Origin of the sequence: Rhizobium sp. 'Codium 1' (assembly GCF_020889605.1) — a bacterium.
Taxonomy (GTDB): domain Bacteria; phylum Pseudomonadota; class Alphaproteobacteria; order Rhizobiales; family Rhizobiaceae; genus Allorhizobium; species Allorhizobium algae.
Map to the genome: position 1 here is coordinate 150928 of NZ_JAJGPW010000005.1, position 14339 is coordinate 165266.

General features: G+C 61.2%; 15 protein-coding genes and 1 tRNA gene. 10 read left to right on the top strand and 6 right to left on the bottom strand.

The window, feature by feature from the left end; genetic code table 11:
* The first annotated feature begins 95 nt into the window (after nt 1–95).
* Nucleotides 96–2234 carry a sodium-translocating pyrophosphatase gene (locus LJE98_RS14270; protein WP_229575897.1) on the top strand — a complete coding sequence of 713 codons (2139 nt, stop codon included), beginning with the start codon at nt 96–98 and terminating at the stop codon, nt 2232–2234.
* Nucleotides 2235–2329: 95 nt separating this feature from the next.
* On the opposite strand, the gene LJE98_RS14275 is transcribed toward LJE98_RS14270, so the two are convergent.
* Nucleotides 2330–2833: an outer membrane protein assembly factor BamE gene (locus tag LJE98_RS14275; RefSeq protein WP_229576021.1), complete on the bottom strand. Its 504-nt coding sequence runs from the start codon at nt 2831–2833 to the stop codon at nt 2330–2332.
* A gap of 240 nt (nt 2834–3073) precedes the next feature.
* On the opposite strand from LJE98_RS14275, the gene LJE98_RS14280 reads away from it, so the two are divergent.
* The 9 genes from LJE98_RS14280 to LJE98_RS14320 all read left to right on the top strand — a co-directional run bounded on the left by LJE98_RS14280 (nt 3074) and on the right by LJE98_RS14320 (nt 9761).
* Nucleotides 3074–3613 (top strand): ubiquinol-cytochrome C chaperone family protein, encoded by a 540-nt coding sequence (locus LJE98_RS14280; protein WP_229576022.1) that lies wholly within the window; start codon nt 3074–3076, stop codon nt 3611–3613.
* A 64-nt stretch (nt 3614–3677) separates the two neighbouring features.
* Complete coding sequence (locus LJE98_RS14285; protein ID WP_229575898.1) at nt 3678–4238, top strand: YceD family protein; 561 nt, start codon at nt 3678–3680, stop codon at nt 4236–4238.
* Nucleotides 4239–4339: 101 nt separating this feature from the next.
* Nucleotides 4340–5386 (top strand): phosphate acyltransferase PlsX, encoded by a 1047-nt coding sequence (plsX, locus tag LJE98_RS14290; protein WP_229575899.1) that lies wholly within the window; start codon nt 4340–4342, stop codon nt 5384–5386.
* 16 nt (nt 5387–5402) lie between these two features.
* Nucleotides 5403–6374, top strand: a complete 972-nt coding sequence (locus LJE98_RS14295; RefSeq protein ID WP_229575900.1) for a beta-ketoacyl-ACP synthase III — start codon at nt 5403–5405, stop codon at nt 6372–6374.
* A gap of 109 nt (nt 6375–6483) precedes the next feature.
* Nucleotides 6484–6822, top strand: a complete 339-nt coding sequence (locus LJE98_RS14300) for an integration host factor subunit alpha (protein ID WP_054150580.1) — start codon at nt 6484–6486, stop codon at nt 6820–6822.
* A 125-nt stretch (nt 6823–6947) separates the two neighbouring features.
* Nucleotides 6948–7481, top strand: a complete 534-nt coding sequence (locus LJE98_RS14305; protein WP_229576023.1) for a MerR family transcriptional regulator — start codon at nt 6948–6950, stop codon at nt 7479–7481.
* 84 nt (nt 7482–7565) lie between these two features.
* Nucleotides 7566–7994: a hypothetical protein gene (locus LJE98_RS14310; RefSeq protein WP_229575901.1), complete on the top strand. Its 429-nt coding sequence runs from the start codon at nt 7566–7568 to the stop codon at nt 7992–7994.
* Nucleotides 7995–8159: 165 nt separating this feature from the next.
* Nucleotides 8160–8236, top strand: a tRNA-Pro gene (locus tag LJE98_RS14315).
* A gap of 445 nt (nt 8237–8681) precedes the next feature.
* Entirely contained in the window at nt 8682–9761 is a 1080-nt protein-coding gene (locus LJE98_RS14320; protein ID WP_229575902.1) for an alpha/beta hydrolase family esterase, read from the top strand.
* Here the strand turns inward: LJE98_RS14320 and LJE98_RS14325 are convergent.
* The 5 genes from LJE98_RS14325 to LJE98_RS14345 all read right to left on the bottom strand — a co-directional run bounded on the left by LJE98_RS14325 (nt 9721) and on the right by LJE98_RS14345 (nt 14336).
* Nucleotides 9721–9870, bottom strand: coding sequence for a hypothetical protein (locus tag LJE98_RS14325; RefSeq protein ID WP_168801209.1), 150 nt, complete (start codon nt 9868–9870; stop codon nt 9721–9723). The genes LJE98_RS14320 and LJE98_RS14325 overlap by 41 nt on opposite strands.
* A 78-nt stretch (nt 9871–9948) precedes the next feature.
* A complete protein-coding gene (locus LJE98_RS14330; RefSeq protein ID WP_229575903.1) occupies nt 9949–10242 on the bottom strand; it encodes a hypothetical protein in 294 nt (97 codons plus the stop codon).
* Between the two features lie 60 nt (nt 10243–10302).
* The gene (locus LJE98_RS14335) at nt 10303–11535 is read right to left on the bottom strand and encodes an O-antigen ligase family protein (protein ID WP_229575904.1); all 1233 of its coding nucleotides are present in this window, start codon (nt 11533–11535) and stop codon (nt 10303–10305) included.
* Nucleotides 11532–13085 (bottom strand): undecaprenyl-phosphate glucose phosphotransferase, encoded by a 1554-nt coding sequence (locus tag LJE98_RS14340; RefSeq protein ID WP_229575905.1) that lies wholly within the window; start codon nt 13083–13085, stop codon nt 11532–11534. Before LJE98_RS14340 ends, LJE98_RS14335 begins: the two co-directional genes overlap by 4 nt.
* Nucleotides 13086–13193: 108 nt before the next feature.
* Complete coding sequence (locus LJE98_RS14345) at nt 13194–14336, bottom strand: glycosyltransferase family 4 protein (RefSeq protein ID WP_229575906.1); 1143 nt, start codon at nt 14334–14336, stop codon at nt 13194–13196.
* Nucleotides 14337–14339: the final 3 nt, after the last annotated feature.

The following is a 14339-nucleotide window of genomic DNA, read 5'->3' on the forward strand; positions in this document are numbered from 1 at the left end:
GCCTCGCGTCGACGAGGTCTCGGAGGAGGGGGCCTGAGTCTGCGAGTCATGGCCCGCGATGAGTGAGGCGCGGGCAATACGGGAGGGTATTGCGAATGACGGTTCTTCTAGGCGTAATATTATGCGGGCTTCTGTCCGTGGTCTACGCGGTCTGGGCGACACGCTCGGTTCTCGCCGCAGATCAGGGCAATGACCGAATGCAGGAAATCGCAGGTTATATTCGCGAGGGCGCGCAGGCTTACCTCACTCGGCAATACCTGACCATCGCGATCGTTGGCGCCGTCGTATTCGTCGGTACATGGCTTCTTCTCTCCGGCACGGCTGCCATCGGCTTCATGATCGGCGCCGTGCTCTCCGGCGCTGCCGGCTTCATCGGCATGCATGTCTCTGTCCGCGCCAATGTGCGCACCGCGCAAGCCGCATCCCACAGCCTCGCGGCCGGTCTCGACATCGCCTTCAAGTCGGGCGCAATCACCGGCATGCTGGTGGCCGGTCTCGCCCTTTTGGGTGTCTCCATCTATTTCTACATCCTGACCGTGATCCTCGGCCATGAAAGCGGCTCGCGCGACGTGATCGACGCCCTCGTGGCACTCGGCTTCGGCGCCTCGCTGATCTCGATCTTCGCGCGTCTCGGCGGCGGCATCTTCACGAAGGGCGCCGACGTTGGCGGTGACCTCGTCGGCAAGGTCGAAGCCGGCATTCCCGAAGACGATCCGCGCAATCCGGCCACCATTGCCGACAATGTCGGCGATAATGTCGGCGATTGCGCCGGCATGGCAGCCGACCTGTTCGAGACCTATGCCGTGTCGGTTGTCGCCACCATGGTTCTGGCCGCAATCTTCTTTGCCGGTTCCTCGGTGCTCGACATTGCCATGATCTATCCGCTCGCGATCTGCGGCGCCTGCATCATCACCTCGATCATCGGCACCTTTTTCGTCAAGCTCGGCACCAGCGGTTCCATCATGGGCGCGCTGTACAAGGGCCTGATCGTCACGGGGCTTCTGTCTGTCGGTGGTCTGGCGCTGGCAACCTCGCTCACCATCGGCTGGGGCTCGATCGGCACGGTCGCCGGGATGGACATCACCGGGATGAACCTCTTCATCTGCGGTGTTCTCGGCCTCGTCGTCACGGCCCTGATCGTCGTCATTACCGAATACTACACCGGTACGAACAAGCGTCCGGTCAACTCGATCGCCCAGGCCTCGGTCACCGGTCACGGCACCAATGTCATTCAGGGCCTGGCCGTGTCGCTGGAATCGACGGCGCTTCCGGCGATCGTCATCGTCGGCGGCATCATCGCGACCTACCAGTTCGCCGGCCTCTTCGGCACAGCGATAGCAGTCACCACCATGCTCGGCCTTGCCGGCATGATCGTGGCCCTCGACGCCTTCGGCCCGGTCACGGACAATGCAGGCGGCATCGCTGAAATGGCGCATCTGCCGCCGGAAGTGCGCAAATCCACCGACGCGCTCGACGCCGTCGGCAACACCACCAAGGCCGTCACCAAGGGGTACGCCATCGGTTCGGCCGGTCTCGGCGCCCTTGTGTTGTTCGCAGCCTATTCCAACGACCTGGCCTACTTCGCGGCGAACAGTGCCCAGTATCCCTATTTCGCCGACATGGGGCCGATCTCGTTCGATCTCTCCAACCCTTATGTTGTAGCCGGTCTGATCTTCGGCGGTCTCATCCCCTACCTCTTCGGCGGCATCGCCATGACGGCCGTCGGCCGTGCAGCGGGCTCGATCGTCGAGGAAGTCCGTCGCCAGTTCCGGGAAAAGCCAGGCATCATGCAGGGCACCGAAAAGCCGGACTACGGCCGGGCCGTTGATATCCTGACCCGCGCGGCGATCAAGGAAATGATCGTCCCCTCGCTGCTGCCGGTTCTGGCCCCGCTCGTTGTCTATTTCGGCGTGCTTCTCATCTCCGGCTCCAAGGCGTCGGCCTTTGCGGCGCTCGGCGCCTCGCTGCTCGGCGTCATCGTCAACGGCCTCTTCGTCGCCATTTCGATGACCTCGGGCGGCGGTGCCTGGGACAATGCCAAGAAGAGCTTCGAGGATGGCTTCATCGACAAGGATGGCGTCAAGCACCTGAAGGGTTCGGACGCCCACAAGGCATCCGTCACGGGCGACACGGTCGGTGATCCCTACAAGGATACGGCCGGACCGGCGGTGAACCCGGCGATCAAGATCACCAACATCGTGGCGCTCCTGCTTCTGGCCGTTCTGGCAGGCTGAGGCCGCGCACAATAAGAAAGACCGCGGAAGGCGCCTTCCGCGGTCTTGTCATGTCTGCGCTCCGGTGGACAGTGAAGTCCCCCGGGGAGGTGGCCTTACTGGCCGCCGAGAATATTGCGGACGCTGTTGGCTGCACCGCCGCCGCCGGCAAGCAGCTGCTGCAGGAAGGTAAGGTCGCGACCGCCGGTCGGGGTCGTACGGGAAATCGAGTCGAATACCTTGCCGTCCTGCAGGGTATAATTGGCGCGCTGCGCCACGACGCCGTCCTTGTCAAAGTAGATCGCCAGGATCTGCTGATCGACAAGGCGCTGCTTCATGAAGGCCACGGTCCGGGTCCGCTTCTGGGAGATGTAGTAGAAGACCTCACCGTCGAAGGTCGCGGTGGTCGACGGTGTGCCAAGCGAGAGCAGCACCTGTTCGCGGCTCGAGCCGACCGGCACGAGATCGAGCGCGGCCTGGTCGACGACATAGCCGTTGTGGAAGACCTCGGAGGTTTGGCAGGCGGAAAGGCCCAGGGTAACGGCAACAGCAAGTGCGGTCGCGCTCAGGAGCTTCCTGTCCGACTTGAAAATCCGAATGTCCACGCAAACGTCTCCCATGACTGTCGATGGCACTTAAAATGCCGGATCGCTTCTGCGCATAGCATTGTGGCCTTTCCGGGGAAAGCTGCCGCAATGAAGGCGTTGCCGTTTTCTCGGTCATTCTGCCACGAGATGCGGCATCGGGGCCGGAGTTCGGCATTGCAATTCACGCCTGCTTCGGTAAACCAGCTTTCGCAATCATGCAACATGACCACGTCCGGGCTCACCACTTCGGTCGGCTCTTTTTGGTGGAATTGGATGGTATTCGGCTTTTTTAGGCAGAAAAGAAACAATCAGGTGATCGTCGAGCGCCAGTATGGCGCTCTGACGGAGGCCGCGCGCACGCCTGCCTTTTATCTCGACATGCATGTGCCCGACACCGTGATCGGCCGTTTCGAACTGCTGACGATCATGTTGATCCTGTATTTTCGCCGCACGGCGAAGTCCCCGCGCAGCGGCCAGGAGATCGCGCAGAACATCATCGATGCGTTTTTCGAGGATGTCGATCATTCGATCCGCGAGCTTGGCGTCGGCGATCCGGGCGTGCCCAAGCGCATGAAAAAACTCGCCGGCATGTATTATGGCCGCCTCGAATCCTATGCCGGTGCGCTGAATCGCAGCGACCGGGCGGAGCTGGCCGCGGCGCTCAAGCGCAACATTCATCCCGACGGGGGCGAGACGGCACCCTCCATGCAGGCGCTGGCTGACTGGATGTTTAATGCCGAGCAGGCGCTAGCGACCCTGGATGAGAACGAGATTGAGACGGGCAGGGCCCGCATTGCCGTGCCCGGCGCCTGAGCAGCGTCCAGCGCTTTTGGGCGCAAACGCTTCGGGCCCGACGGCGAAACGAGGAATAGGGAAGATGACGAGCAGCAATACGAAGGATGGCGGTGAATTCACCTATCTGGTGAAGGTCGGCCATATCTCTGCCAATCCGGTCCGGGTGCACGTGGAGGCCGACGAGCGCGAGCGTGCGAATCTGGCTGAACTCTGGAGGGTGGAGGCCGTCAACCGGCTTTCCGCCGACCTGCAGATCGCCCGCTGGAAGAAGGACGGCGTGCGTATCACGGGGCGTGTGTCGGGAGAACTCGTGCAGGCCTGCGTGGTGACCCTGGAGCCGGTGGTCACAACGGTCGAGCAGGAAATCGACCAGATCTACGTGCCGGAAGGCTCCAAGCTCGCCCGCATCGTGCTTGATGGCGCCGGTGAGATGGTGCTGGATCCCGACGGCCCTGATCTGCCGGAACAGTTCACCGGAGATACGATCGATGCAGGCGCTCTGGTCGCCGAATTTGCCGCCCTTGACATCGACCCGTATCCCAAGAAGGAGGGTGTGACCTTCCAGGAGCACATCGAAAGCAGGGATGAGGTGGACAAGAAGCCCTCGCCCTTCGCGGTCCTCAAGGACTGGAAAAAGGATTGATCATCCCCCATCTGCACCTGCGGGTGGGTTGTGTGCCGAGTGAAAAGCGCTATTTTGGCCGAAAATATCGCTGACCAGCGATGAAGAAGGGTCAGGTCTAAGTGATCAGAATTTCTGTCGACGTCATGGGTGGAGACTTCGGTCCCGAAGTCGTCATCCCCGGAGCCGCCAAGGCACTCGAGCGTCATCCGGATGCCACCTTCCTTCTCTTCGGACAGCAGGAACGCTGCCTGCCGATCCTTGCGCAGTTTCCGAAGCTCAAGGAAAAGTCGACGTTCCACCACTGCGATATATCCGTCACCATGGACGAAAAGCCGAGCCAGGCGCTGCGTCGTGGCCGCTATGTCTCGAGCATGTGGCGATCCATCGAGGCTGTGAAGACCGGCCAGGCCGATGTTGTCGTTTCTGCCGGCAATACCGGCGCGTTGATGGCCATGGCCAAGTTCTGCCTGCGCACCATGGCAACCATCGAACGCCCCGCGATCGCCGCCATCTGGCCGACGCTGTCTGGCGAGAGCATCGTGCTCGACGTCGGTGCGGGTATCGGGGCCGATGCCCAGCAATTGCTCGATTTCGCTGTCATGGGTGGTGCCATGGCACGCGCCCTGTTCGAAATCGAAAAGCCCATGGTCGGACTGCTCAATGTTGGCGTGGAAGAGATCAAGGGCCAGGAAGAGGTCAAGGAAGCCGGACGCCTGATCCGCGAAGCGGGTCTCGACACGATCGACTATTACGGCTTCGTCGAGGGTGACGACCTCGGCAAGGGGACCGTCGATGTGGTGGTGACGGAAGGCTTCACCGGCAATATTGCCCTGAAGACGGCTGAAGGCACGGCCCGGCAGATCGCCGAATATCTGCGTTCGGCCATGTCACGGACCTGGATGGCCAAGCTTGGTTACATTCTTGCCAAGGGTGCCTTCGACCGGCTTCGCGAGAAGATGGACCCCCGCAAGGTCAATGGCGGGGTCTTCCTCGGCCTGAACGGCATCGTCATCAAGAGCCATGGTGGCACGGATGCCGAGGGATTTGCGGCGGCTCTGGACGTGGGCTATGACATGGCCCGAAACGGTCTCACGCAGAAGATCGAAAACGACTTGAAGAAATATCACGCGCGGCACCCGTCCCCGGCTGGCCCCGAAGCAGCGTGAAAGGTGGGAAACATCCATGATCCGTTCTGTAGTTCGCGGTTTCGGAGCGTCGCTCCCGAAACGGGTGATGACCAATCGCGATCTCGAAAGCCTTGTCGAAACTTCGGACGAATGGATCGTCCAGCGAACAGGCATCAAGCAGCGCCATATCGCCGGTGAAGGCGAGACGACTGCCTCGCTCGGCGCAGCCGCTGCTGAGGAAGCGCTCGCCCGCGCCGGCCTGACCGCAGCCGACATCGATCTCATCATCTGTGCCACCTCGACGCCGGACAACACATTCCCGGCGACGGCGGTGAACATCCAGAATCGCCTCGGCATGCATCACGGTTTCGCCTTCGATGTACAGGCCGTCTGCTCCGGCTTCGTCTATGCTGTGGCAACCGCCGATCTCTACATTCGTGGCGGCATGGCCAAGCGCGTGCTCGTCATCGGTGCGGAAACCTTCTCCCGTATCCTGGACTGGACCGATCGCACGACCTGCGTCCTCTTCGGTGACGGTGCCGGTGCTCTCATTCTGGAGGCTCAGGAAGGCGAGGGGACCATTGCCGATCGCGGCGTGCTGACCTCGAACCTTCGCTCCGATGGCGTCCATCGCGAAAAGCTTTATGTCGACGGCGGTCCGTCGACCACGGGTACCGTCGGTCACCTGCGCATGGAAGGCCGTGAAGTCTTCAAGCATGCCGTGGGCATGATCACCGACGTGATCGAAGGGGCCTTCAACGCGACCGGCACGACGGCCGATGACGTCGACTGGCTCGTGCCGCACCAGGCAAACAAGCGCATCATCGACGGTTCCGCGAAAAAGCTCGGCATCCCTGACGCCAAGGTCGTGATCACCGTCGACAAGCACGGCAACACGTCGGCGGCTTCCATTCCGCTGGCGCTCGCCACCGCCGCCGGGGACGGTCGTATCAAGCAGGGAGACCTCGTCATGCTCGAAGCGATGGGCGGTGGCTTCACCTGGGGTGCGGTGCTGCTGCGCTGGTAGCAATTTAAAACCCTAAAAATTGCGTGCCGACAAGCACTTGACCGTCGCGGCCAAGGGCAATAGTCTTTGCCCAATTCAACAAGATCATTGATTTAGGCGGGCGAGAACTATGGCCGGGAAGACAGTGACGCGTGCGGATCTGGCAGAATCAGTTTTTCGCAAGGTAGGTCTTTCCCGAACCGAGTCAGCCGAACTGGTCGAGACCGTTATCGACGAGATATGCAACGCCATCGTCCGCGGCGAATCCGTGAAGCTGTCCTCCTTCGCCACTTTCCAGGTTCGCAGCAAGAACGAGCGCATCGGCCGCAATCCGAAGACGGGCGAGGAAGTGCCGATTTCGCCACGCCGCGTCATGACCTTCAAGGCGTCCAACGTCCTGAAACAGCGCATCCTGCGCGCCCATATCGCCCGCAAGGCCAAGCAGAAGCCCGTCAATCCGGCGGCCTGATATCGGCCAAAACCGGTGGAGCATTCGCCCTCCGGTCACCGAGTGCTTGAAAAACCGTCCTCAAACCGTTGAAATATGAGCCGAGTCGCGCGCCCGCGTGACCGTCGAGGAGCGCCGTGATGCAGTTGGACAAGAGCCCGGATGCTTTCCGCACCATCAGCGAGGTGGCGGATGATCTTGATCTGCCACAGCATGTCCTGCGCTTCTGGGAAACGCGTTTCCCGCAGATCAAGCCGCTGAAGCGGGGCGGTGGTCGGCGCTATTACCGGCCTGATGATATCGAGCTTTTGAAGGGCATTCGCCACCTGCTCTATGACCAGGGCTATACGATCAAGGGCGTCCAGAAGCTCCTGAAGACCAATGGCAACAAATTCGTCATGGCCGTTGCGACCGGCGATGTAGCCACGATGGAGGCGCTCGTCGCCGCCAGCGCTGCCAAGGGAGACGATCCCAAGGTCAATCTCGACGAGGACCAGGTCGTTGGCCGCCCAAAGGTGCGCACCAGCGGCCGATTCTTCGGCTTGGTGGGAGGCGCCGGTGATGATGCGCCCGAGATCTCGGTCGGCAAGGGATCGGTCGGCAAGGAAGACCGCGCCCTGTTGCAGGAAGCGCTCTTCGACTTGCTCGAATGCAAGCGTCTGCTCGATCAGGTACGCTGACGCGCAATCCGCCAAACCTTCCCGAGTGGAACAGGAAAGCATCTCATGGCGTTCCGGAACCAAACGCAATCCGCGCGAGGTTCCATGAAACATATTCTGATATCGATCTCCATCCTGTCCCTTCTCGGCGCCATTCCGGCCCATGCCCAGGAAACGCTGGACAGACAGAAATCCGTTCCGGACGCCGCCGCCGAGGCGAGGCCCGCAACCGTGGAGGAGGCCTGCATCTTCGTCGCTGAAAGCATGCTGATGGTGAAGGACCTGAAGATCGGTGTGGTCCAGTCCTTCCCCGAACTCGATCCGCCCGGTGCCCGTCTCACCTATTCAACCCGCTTGGACTCGGAACCGCAGAATGTCACCGACGAGATCGAATGCCAGTTCGAAAGGGGGGCAGAGCCGCTTCAGGTGACCCGCTTCTGCATGGACTCAACCTGTTATGCCGCCAGCAGCGACGAGCCGGAAGACCGCCGTCGCTTCGAGGAGATCCGGGCCCTGATGCAGCGGCTGGACTGAGGGCCCTGCATTTTTTCACACGCCTCGGAGTTTCCCCTTGCGCAGAAATAGCTGACTGGCTAAAGGGAACGTGCTGTCGAGCAGGTCGATTGTGTCAGGCATTTTCTGCAGAACATCAGTTCTCTGGGAATTTCCGGGCAGACGGTCTGATCGATTTGCCGGTGACGGAATGTAGCGCAGCCCGGTAGCGCACTTGACTGGGGGTCAAGGGGTCGTGGGTTCGAATCCCGCCATTCCGACCATTTGAAATAGCCAGCCCCCCAAAGGCTGGCTATTTTTTTGCTTGCACCACGGCAACAGGTTCGGCCGATTTGACGGCGCTCGGCGCTCGGCGCTATTCCGCGGTGCGCAAAGAACTGAAGAAACGGATGAGAAGCATCCGATCGTCTTCGTCTTCTACATTGTAGTCGAATATCATGGCCTGCCCTCCCTGGTTGAAGAGCCATTTTTCGAACCGATGATGAAAGCGTCAATCTGGCTTTTCGGCGTATCTCAGAACGGCGTTTTCTCCGACGGCGTGTCGAATCTGCTCGACGAACGATGCGGAGTTTCAGAAATTTTCACGCATGATCCGAGCAGCTTAGGTTGCTCTCTCCGGGTTTCATCGCTTTTCTTTTGGCCGGGTCCTACGCTTGCTGCAATGCAGCATTATATTGGGTCAAGGTTCGAAGGGAGCCGCGATCCCCCATGCGCTTCAAGTTTTCCATGTCTCCGCTCTCTGCGATCCTGCGCAGCCAGAAGCGTCTCCGCCGCAGCATCGAAAAGGCCATGCCGCAATTTCGTCTGCCCGAAGCGCCGAAGGTGCCCAAGCCCCGGGCTCCGCGGTCCGTCCTGGTGCATGTTCCTGCCTTTGGCAGCAATCCCGGGAGGCTGCGCATGTTGGAATATGTGCCACCCGTCCGGCGCGAACCACAGACACTTGTGGTGGTGCTGCATGGCTGCCTTCAGACAGCGGAGAACTACCATCGCGGTAGCGGCTGGAGCCGCATGGCAAGGGACAAGGGCTTCGTGCTTCTCTATCCGGAGCAGGTTCAGGCGAACAACCACAACCTCTGTTTCAACTGGTTCCGGCCAAGCATGGTTGCGCGGGATCGGGGCGAGCTGATGTCGATCCGCCAGATGATCGAGCACAGCGTCGAACGCCACGGCATCGCCCGTGACAGGATCTTCATCCAGGGACTGTCGGCCGGCGGCGCCATGGCCAATGCCCTGCTGGTCACCTATCCAGACCTCTTCGCCGCCGGACAGGTCGTCGGCGGTCTTCCCTACGGCGCGGCGCGTGATGCGATGTCGGCCATGTCGGTGATGAAGTCCGGCAGCCGTCGCAGTCGCGAGGAATGGGGAGATCTGGCAAGGGCAGTCGGTGGCGAAGGAAAAGGCACGCGGCCTGCCGTCTCGATCTGGCAGGGCAGGGCGGACCGCGTGGTCTCGCCGCTCAATGCAGAAGCGCTGCTGAGCCAATGGCTGCAACTTCATGGCCTGGATGAGAAGGCTGCGGCGCGCGAGACGGGCGCTGAGGGTGATGCACTGATCTGGCGGGATGGGGATGGCAAGACACTGATCGAGTACCGGCTTCTGGAGGGGCTGGATCACGGTCTGCCGGTGATCGTCCGCCACGCCAATCACAAGCGCCAGCCCTACATGATTGAGGGCGCCATCGGCGCCCCCCAGCAATTCTACGAGACCTTCATCCGGCAGCGCATCCAGGCTGCCGGCGGACAATCGATCAGTTCTCCTCGATCGAAACGCCGTTCTGGCCAATCTTGAGCTCGACGCCACTGGGCTCCTGCTCTTCCTGGTAGACATAGATGCCGAGGCCGATGACGGCGACCACGAGTGCGCCGATGATGAGGTAGAGGCCATTGTTTCGGCTCATGAATATTCTCCTGTCTGTTTGTATCGGACAGGGAAAGCAGAAAGCCGGCTTATTGTTCCATCGCCATATCGGAAAAACTCAATCGTCGTTGGCGGCGGTCAGTTCCTCGGGGCGCATTCCGTCATCGCCGGCTTGCGCAGCCAGGCGCAGACCTTCCCCTCCAGGACCGGCATCGCCCGGCTGCAGGAAGACCACGCCCATACGCTCCAGCGCGGTCTTCAGCGCCGCGTGATGCTGCGGGGTTGCGTCATATCCGTTCGAAGCCTCGATTTGCAGGATCAACAGAACGGGAACGCCGCTCTCCTGGCCGAGCCTGTCGATGGTGATGTCGAGCATCGCGCGCGCTGCGCGTATCTGAGCGGGTGTGATCATATGATAAGTATGGGGTGCTGCAGATAAAATTCAATGCGCCGGACGCGCATGCCATTGCGGTCAAGCGCGTTTCGCGCGCTGGAAACGCCATTCGGCGGCCCCACAGCCCCAGACGATACCGAGAACAAGGTAAAAATGGCGCCAGTGATCCGTATCGATGACGGCGCCGACCAGCATATGTCCGATCAGAACGATCCAGGCGATCATCAGATAGGGTTGCCAGGGCCTATCGCGCAGCATGTAGCGAAAGCCCATGGACACGGTCCAGAGGATCATTGCGAGGTAGGAAAGAAAGCCGATCCAGCCATAGGCCATCAGCGATTTCAGGTAGATGTTGTGCTCGTCTTCGGGAAAGATCTTGCCGAACATCATCGGGCCGATCCCGAGTGGTCTTTCCATCGCCATCTCGAACCCGAGCTTGTGGCGGGCAAAACGACCGAGATGGCCGCCGTCATAGTCCTGCACAAGCTGGGTGCGGGTCTCGAAAAGCCCGCGCACCTTCTCGAATTGCAAGGCCACGAGCAGCGCCATCACCATGGCAATGACGGCGGTGAGCGACAGGACGAGGATCTTCAGGCGGAAGGCATTGGTGCGCTCCTTGAGCAGCATCACGAAGACCAGGGCGACGGCGCAGAAGAGGAAGAGTCCCCAGGCGGCACGCGAGAAGGAGAGGAACACCGCAAAGGAGAGGATCAGGATGCCGAGGATCCGCAGAGGCGATTCCGTCAGCCGACCCTTCAGCAGCCCATGCAGCAGGTAGAGCATCGGCGCGACCAGAAAGGGCCCGAAGACGTTGGGGTCCTGAAAGGCGCCCATGGCGCGATCGTAGCGGGTAAAGACCTCCGAGCCGGGAAAGGCATGGAAATAGCCGAGAATGCCGAGCATGCCGGTAATCATCGCCGCGGCGACCCAGGCCTGGAATATAAGCTTCAGCCTCTGCGGCCGATCCTCGATGACGGCGGCATAGAAGACGGCCGTCAGTGCCAGGAAGATCGATACGGCGACATAGAGCACCTGATCTGTGAGGATGGTCGGCAAGACGGTGAGCGCTAGCAATCCGCCGACATTGAAGATGAGCAGCAGCGCGAGGAGAGGGGCGACGGCACGGGAAATCTTGAGGCCGAACAGGAACCACAGGGCAACCTGACCGACCATCAGCACTTCATAAGGCGCCGGCTCCGAGATTACGAAACCTGACAGGAAGACGCCGAAAGCCATGATCCAGGAGATCATCAGCTGGACGGCGGCGGCCTGCGGGTTGAACGGCCGGATCTGGGCGGCGATGGCGCTCAATAGGCGTTTTCCGTGTTCAGCAGCTTGATCGGCGTCAGGAACAGGATCTTGAGGTCGAACCAGAGCGACCAGTTCTCGATGTAGTAAAGGTCATAGGCCGTGCGGAACTTGATCTTGTCGTCGGTGTCGATCTCCCCACGCCAGCCATTGATCTGCGCCCAGCCGGTAACCCCGGGCTTGACGCGGTGCCGGGCGAAATAGCCCTCGACGATTTCACCGAAGGACTTGTCGCGCGTCTGGCCGAGCACGGCATGGGGACGCGGGCCGACAAGCGAGAGATCGCCGCGCAGCACGTTGAAGATCTGCGGCAGTTCGTCGATCGAGGTCTTGCGGATGAACCGGCCGACGCGCGTGACGCGCGGATCGTTCTTCGTCACCGCATTCTTGGCCGTCGGGTCGCTCATCTCCGTGTACATCGAGCGGAACTTCAGGACGTTGATCACCTCGTTGTTGAAGCCGTGGCGCTTCTGCACGAAGAAGACCGGCCCCTTGGAGGTGGTCTTCACGGCAATGGCGGTTGCGATGAACACCGGCCAGAGCAGGATGAGGGCGAGCACGCTGAAGAAAATGTCGAAGGCGCGCTTGGCAACGGAATCCCAGTCCCGGATCGGCTTGTCGAGAATGTCGAGCAGGGGCACGGCGCCGACATGCGAATAGGCGCGCGGGCGGAAGCGCAGATTGTTGGAATGAGCCGCGAGGCGGATGTCGACCGGCAGGACCCAGAGCAACTTGAGCAATTGCATGATCCGCGCTTCGGCACTCAGCGGCAAAGAGATGATCAGCATATCGATATGGGCAAGCCGGGCGAATTCGACGAGTTCCGCCACAGTCCCGAGCTTCGGGTAGCCTGCGACGACATCGGGAGAGCGCACGGAATTGCGGTCGTCGAAGATGCCACAGATGCGGATGTCGTTTTCCGGCTGCTGTTCGAGCGCTCTGGCGAGATCCTTGGCGGGCTTGCCGCCACCGACGATCACGGCGCGGCGCTCCATGACGCCATTGCGTCCCCAGCGGCGGATCGCAAGGCCGATCAGGTTGCGCTCCACGAGCAGGAACAGCGCGCCGGCGCCAAACAGCACGGCAAGCATGGTTCGGTAGTTGGTGTCATGAGCGACGAAGAGCAGGTTGGTCAGTGCGACGAAGCCGACCGAAGCCGTCCAGCTTCCCAGAACGCGAGCCATGGACCGCATCGGCGATCGCAGGATCGAGACATGGTAGCAGTCGCTGGCCTGCATGAAGAGAAGCGCCAGCAGGGCGCCGACGATGCCGCTGATGCCGCTGTCGAGAAAATGCCCGCCAGGGTTTTGGGCGAAGAAGAAATTGCTCGCGAGCGCGATGCCGAGCAGGCTGAAAAACTCCAGAAAGCGGAGCTGGCCGATCACGATGCTCGGCGAGTAATTGACCGCCGCATACTGGCCGGCGATCTGGCGGGCGAGTGCACTGATTTCGGCCTTGCGCTCGCCATCGACCTTCTGGGAGGCATCGGCGGTCGCCTGACCGCGACGCAAAGCGTCAAGATCGAATGCCTCGGGTTTGTCGATCTTGTTCATGGGCTTCTCTCGCACGTGTGTGCGGGGAGACTAGCCGGAAGGTCCTAAGAAACGCTTTAGGGCCCCCTCAGAAACAGGGTGGCACGTGCCGCTTTGGTGCAGACTGGATCAAATTCGTGCGAGTTGCGCCCGGTAGAGCGCCTCGAGCTCCTGTGCCATGACGACGGCGGAAAAGCGGGAATGGAAGGCTTCTGCTGTCGGCATGGTGCGCTTCGACCAGTCCGGGTCGGTGAGGGCCCGGGCCATGGTGGCGCCGAAGAGATCGGCGCGTCCGGGCTCGATCAGGGCTTCGCTGTCGCTGCCAAGGATCTCTGGAATGCCGCCGACCCGTGAGGCGATGATCGTCTTCTCGGCTGCAAGGGCTTCGAGCACGATATAGGGCATCGCCTCGGCCCGCGATGGCACCACGACGATGTCGGAATAGGCAAAGGCCTGGGCGATCGGCATGGCGGGACGGAAGTCGATCCGCCGACCGAGGCCCTTCTCCTCCACCATCCGGCGATAGTTTTCGAGATCAGGCCCGTCACCGATGATCAGGCCGCTTAAGGGGCGTCCCACGAGGCGCTCGGCTTCGGCGAAGGCGTTGATGAAGACATCCGGACCTTTTAGGTCGCGCAGCATGCCGATATAGGCGAAATCCACGCCATCGGGTCTGACCGGAACAGGCGAAAAGTCGCGTTCGCTGATGCCGTTATAGACCCGGGTCGCCTGGCACCTGGGCTTGCCGATCTTGGCTTCGTATGTCTGTCTTTCGTAGTCGCAGACAAAGGAGATCGATTCCGTCATGCGCTCGAAAAGGCGCTCAACCGCAAAAACCCCCTGGCCGGACAGCGACTTGCTGGCAAAATGCAGGCTGCCGCCATGGGGGGAGTAGAGGCGGGCGACGCGATACCTTCGAACCCGCAGCAGTGAGCCGATCAATCTTGCGATCACGCCGCCCTTGGCGCCATGACCATGCAGGATATCCGGCTGCAATTCCTTGATGAGTTTATAAGCTTCAGCGAGCGCCGCCATGTCCTTTGGACCGACGGAGCGGCCAATGGGGAAACGTGTGACCCCCAGCGACAGGTAAGGCGTGATCTGATCGAACAGTCTGTCCTCATGCGCACCGCCGGTGGAGCTGTCGCACAGAATTCCGACCTGATGGCCGGCGGCACTGTGCAGCTCGGCCAGATCGCGCACATGGCGGAATATCCCGCCGATGGGCGACCGGAAACAGTGCACGATGCGCAAAGGCTGGAATTCTGCCATTGA

Excerpts from the sequence above, each read along its gene's own strand:
- LJE98_RS14270 (WP_229575897.1), top strand. The coding sequence starts at position 96 with ATGACGGTTCTTCTAGGCGTAATATTATGCGGGCTTCTGTCCGTGGTC.
- LJE98_RS14275 (WP_229576021.1), bottom strand. The coding sequence starts at position 2,833 with ATGGGAGACGTTTGCGTGGACATTCGGATTTTCAAGTCGGACAGGAAG.
- LJE98_RS14280 (WP_229576022.1), top strand. The coding sequence starts at position 3,074 with ATGGTATTCGGCTTTTTTAGGCAGAAAAGAAACAATCAGGTGATCGTC.
- LJE98_RS14285 (WP_229575898.1), top strand. The coding sequence starts at position 3,678 with ATGACGAGCAGCAATACGAAGGATGGCGGTGAATTCACCTATCTGGTG.
- LJE98_RS14295 (WP_229575900.1), top strand. The coding sequence starts at position 5,403 with ATGATCCGTTCTGTAGTTCGCGGTTTCGGAGCGTCGCTCCCGAAACGG.
- LJE98_RS14300 (WP_054150580.1), top strand. The coding sequence starts at position 6,484 with ATGGCCGGGAAGACAGTGACGCGTGCGGATCTGGCAGAATCAGTTTTT.
- LJE98_RS14310 (WP_229575901.1), top strand. The coding sequence starts at position 7,566 with ATGAAACATATTCTGATATCGATCTCCATCCTGTCCCTTCTCGGCGCC.
- LJE98_RS14320 (WP_229575902.1), top strand. The coding sequence starts at position 8,682 with ATGCGCTTCAAGTTTTCCATGTCTCCGCTCTCTGCGATCCTGCGCAGC.
- LJE98_RS14325 (WP_168801209.1), bottom strand. The coding sequence starts at position 9,870 with ATGAGCCGAAACAATGGCCTCTACCTCATCATCGGCGCACTCGTGGTC.
- LJE98_RS14330 (WP_229575903.1), bottom strand. The coding sequence starts at position 10,242 with ATGATCACACCCGCTCAGATACGCGCAGCGCGCGCGATGCTCGACATC.
- LJE98_RS14340 (WP_229575905.1), bottom strand. The coding sequence starts at position 13,085 with ATGAACAAGATCGACAAACCCGAGGCATTCGATCTTGACGCTTTGCGT.
- LJE98_RS14345 (WP_229575906.1), bottom strand. The coding sequence starts at position 14,336 with ATGGCAGAATTCCAGCCTTTGCGCATCGTGCACTGTTTCCGGTCGCCC.